At 65.9% G+C, this 3,788-nt stretch carries 3 protein-coding genes; 1 reads left to right on the top strand and 2 read right to left on the bottom strand.

Annotation, left to right across the window (positions count from 1 at the left end):
• A partial coding sequence (locus Q0P59_RS19630; RefSeq protein WP_295009571.1) for a hypothetical protein occupies nt 1-332 on the bottom strand: 332 nt, incomplete at its 3' end.
• Nucleotides 332-1,420 carry an AraC family transcriptional regulator gene (locus tag Q0P59_RS19625; RefSeq protein ID WP_295009569.1) on the bottom strand — a complete coding sequence of 363 codons (1,089 nt, stop codon included), beginning with the start codon at nt 1,418-1,420 and terminating at the stop codon, nt 332-334. The genes Q0P59_RS19625 and Q0P59_RS19630, both read right to left, overlap by 1 nt.
• Before the next feature lie 142 nt (nt 1,421-1,562).
• On the opposite strand from Q0P59_RS19625, the gene Q0P59_RS19620 reads away from it, so the two are divergent.
• Nucleotides 1,563-3,788, top strand: a 2,226-nt coding sequence (locus tag Q0P59_RS19620; protein WP_295009567.1) for a methylmalonyl-CoA mutase family protein, incomplete at its 3' end; no start/stop codon positions are given.

Here is a 3,788-nt window from a genome sequence, read left to right as displayed (position 1 = left end):
GCCTTGGCGTTGTCGTCGTAGCGCAGGCCGGAGGTGCCGAGCACGTCGACCGGTACCGGCGGGTTGCCGAGCAGCGAAACATTCAGTCGCGCGGCGACGCTGGCCTTGCCTTCCGGTGCGCCGAGATGGATTTTCGGCGGCTCGATCAGGGCGACGACGACCATGCCCTTGCCGTAGCTTTTCTGCATGCCGCCGCTTTTGTCGAGCTGCGCCTGGATGTCGGCTTCGGAAAAATGGATTTCCTTTTCGAGCAGGCCGGCGCTGCCGGCGGTGGCGCTGGCGAGCAGGGCCAGCGCGGCGAGCAGGGATTTCAGTCGGGGTTTCGGCTTCATCAGTTTCCTCGATTCGGTTCGGCGTATTTTCCCACCCATTGGCGCCGGTAGTGCACCGGCGCCATGCCGGTCCATTCGACGAAGGCGCGGTAGAAGGCCGAGGTGTCGGCGTAGCCGAGGTCGGCGGCGACCTTGGCGATGGAGTCCTTGCTCTTGGTCAGGCGGGCCAGCGCCATGTCGCGGCGCAGGGCGTCCTTGATGCCGCGGAAGCTGGAGCCTTCCTCTTCCAGGCGGCGGTGGACGGTGCGCGGCGACAGGTGCAGGCGGTCGGCGATGTCGTCGAGGCTCAGGGTGTCGGGCAGCGCGGCGCGCAGCAGGTCGCGGACGCGGATGACCATTTCCCGGTCGCGCCGGTAGAGCATGGTGATCTTGCCCGGGGCGCCGTCGAGGAAGCTGAGCAGCGCCGCTTCGTCGCGGCGGATGGGGAGGTCGAGCAGGTTGGCGTTGAAGCTGGCGACCAGCGTGCCCATGCCGCCCGGCACGGTCGGCGCGAAGCGCGAGTCCTCGGTGAAGATCAGCGCGTAGTCGCCGAAGTGGGCCGGCTTGCGGTAGGGAAAGATCACGTTGTCGAGGCCGATGCCGCGCCCGGCCAGCCAGCAGGCGAGGCCGTGCAGCAGGCGGAGCAGCCATTCGAAGGCGAAGATGCGGCCCGGGTCTTCGGGGTTGTCGGAGAGGCGCCGGGTTTCGGCGATGACCAGTTCGGCATGGCCGTGCGAGCGGCGGACGCCGACCGCCAGGTCGGGCAGCACGATGTGCAGGAAGCGGCTGGCGCGGGCCAGGGCGTCGGCCAGCGTGGGCGCGCTCAGGCAGCCGCGGCACAGGAATTCGAAGCTGCCGACGCGCATCGGCTGGGCGAAAAGACTGAAGGCCTCGTCGTCCAGTTGCCGGTTCAGCCGGTTGTACAGCGCGGCATAGCGGTCGATGGGGATGCGCCTGGCCGTGTCTGCAATATCAATCTCCAGCGCGTCGAGCACCGGTGATGGATCGAGCCCGCGGTGTTGCATGCCGGCCAGCATTCCCGTAACAAATCCCATTGCAACAGTGGCTTGCGTTCTTCCGGTGGGATGGTTGATCGTGCGGTGCACCATTTTCGGGCTCGTCGGGTGGCGGGTTACGTTACTGTATCACCTTGGCGGAATTTGCACGATTGTCGTCATTCGCCACAATGGCAGTGCGGTCAAAGCGGCCTACCATGAGCGCCTTTCCTACTTATTCGATGAGGCAGGCGTCATGACCGATTTGTCCGTAGCCAAGAAGTTGTCCCCGTACAAGCCGAAGAACAAGGTGCGCTTCGTGACCGCCGCCTCGCTGTTCGACGGCCACGATGCGTCGATCAACATCATGCGCCGCATCCTGCAATCGACCGGCTCCGAAGTCATCCACCTCGGCCACAACCGCTCGGTGCAGGAAATCGTCAATGCCGCGCTGCAGGAAGACGTCCAGGGCATCTGCATCACCTCCTACCAGGGCGGCCACGTCGAGTTCTTCAAGTACATGATCGACCTGCTCAAGGCCAACGGCGGCGAGCACATCAAGGTCTTCGGCGGCGGCGGCGGCGTCATCGTGCCGTCGGAAATCAAGGAACTGCACGGCTACGGCGTGACCCGCATCTATGCCCCGGAAGACGGCGTGCACATGGGCCTGCAGGGCATGATCAACGAAGTCGTCCAGCATGCCGACTACGACGTCGCCGACCAGGGCGTGCCGAGCGCCGAGCAGGCGCTGGCCGGCCTGCAGGCGGGCGACAAGCGCCTGCTGTCGCGGATCATCACGCTGCTTGAAAACGGCGAGGCGCCGGCCCTCAAGGAGCCGCTCCTCAAGGCCGCCGCCGCGCTGGAAACGCCGGTCCTCGGCATCACCGGCACCGGCGGCGCCGGCAAGTCGTCGCTGACCGACGAGCTGGTGCGCCGCTTCCGCCTCGACCAGGGCGACAGCGTGAAGATCGGCATCGTCTCCATCGACCCGTCGCGCAAGCGCACCGGCGGCGCGCTGCTCGGCGACCGCATCCGCATGAACGCCATCGAGCATCCGAACATCTTCATGCGCTCGCTGGCCACCCGCGATACCGGCAGCGAAATTTCCACCGCGCTGCCCGAGGTCATCGCCGCCTGCAAGCTGGCCGGCTTCGACCTGGTCGTCGTCGAGACCTCCGGCATCGGCCAGGGCAATGCCGCCATCGTGCCTTTCGTCGATCTGTCGCTGTACGTGATGACGCCGGAGTTCGGCGCCGCGTCGCAGCTGGAGAAGATCGACATGCTCGACTTCGCCGATTTCGTGGCGATCAACAAGTTCGACCGCAAGGGCGCCGAGGATGCGCTGCGCGACGTGCGCAAGCAGTACCAGCGCAACCGCGAGGCCTTCACCACGCCGACCGACGACATGCCGGTCTACGGCACCCAGGCCGCCCGCTTCAACGACGACGGCGTCACCGCCCTCTACCAGGCGCTGGTTCCGGCGCTTACCGAAAAGGGCCTCAAGCTCGGCCAGGGCAAGCTGCCGCTGGTTACCGTCAAGCAGTCGTCGAGCCAGCGCGCCATCGTGCCGGCCCAGCGTGTGCGCTACCTGGCCGAGATCGCCGACAGCGTGCGCGGCTACCACGCCCACACCGAGGAGCAGGTGGCCATCGCCCGCGAGCGCCAGTCGCTGCGCATCGCCAAGGGCATCTTTGCCGGCTGCGACAAGAATGTCGCCGACTTCGACGAGATGGTCTCCTTCAAGGACGGCCAGCAGGACGCCAAGGCGAAGAAGCTGCTCGACATGTGGCCGCAGACGCTGGAGGCCTATTCCGGCGACGAATACGTGGTCAAGATCCGCGACAAGGAAATCCGCACCCAGCTGACCAGCCAGTCGCTGTCCGGCACCAAGATCCGCAAGGTGATCCTGCCGAAATACACCGACGAAGGCGAGATCCTGCGCTTCCTGATGAAGGAAAACGTGCCCGGCTCCTTCCCCTACACCGCCGGCGTGTTCGCCTTCAAGCGCGAAGGCGAGGACCCGACCCGGATGTTCGCCGGCGAGGGCGACGCCTTCCGCACCAACCGCCGCTTCAAGAAGGTGTCCGAAGGCATGCCGGCGCACCGCCTGTCCACCGCCTTCGACTCGGTGACCCTGTACGGCTGCGACCCGGACGAGCGCCCGGACATCTACGGCAAGATCGGCAACTCCGGCGTGTCGATCGCCACGCTCGACGACATGAAGGTGCTCTACGATGGCTTCGACCTGGTCAATCCGACCACCTCGGTGTCGATGACCATCAACGGCCCGGCGCCGATCATCCTGGCCTGCTTCTTCAACACCGCCATCGACCAGCAGATGGCCAAGTTCAAGGCCGACAACGGCCGCGATCCGACCGAGGACGAAGCCGAGAAGATCCGCGAATGGACGCTGAAGACCGTGCGCGGCACGGTGCAGGCCGACATCCTGAAGGAAGACCAGGGCCAGAACACCTGCATCTTC

The sequence above is a fragment of the uncultured Dechloromonas sp. genome (genome assembly GCF_945957265.1).
Lineage (GTDB): Bacteria > Pseudomonadota > Gammaproteobacteria > Burkholderiales > Rhodocyclaceae > Azonexus.
This window is presented reverse-complemented; position numbering and strand designations above follow the sequence as displayed.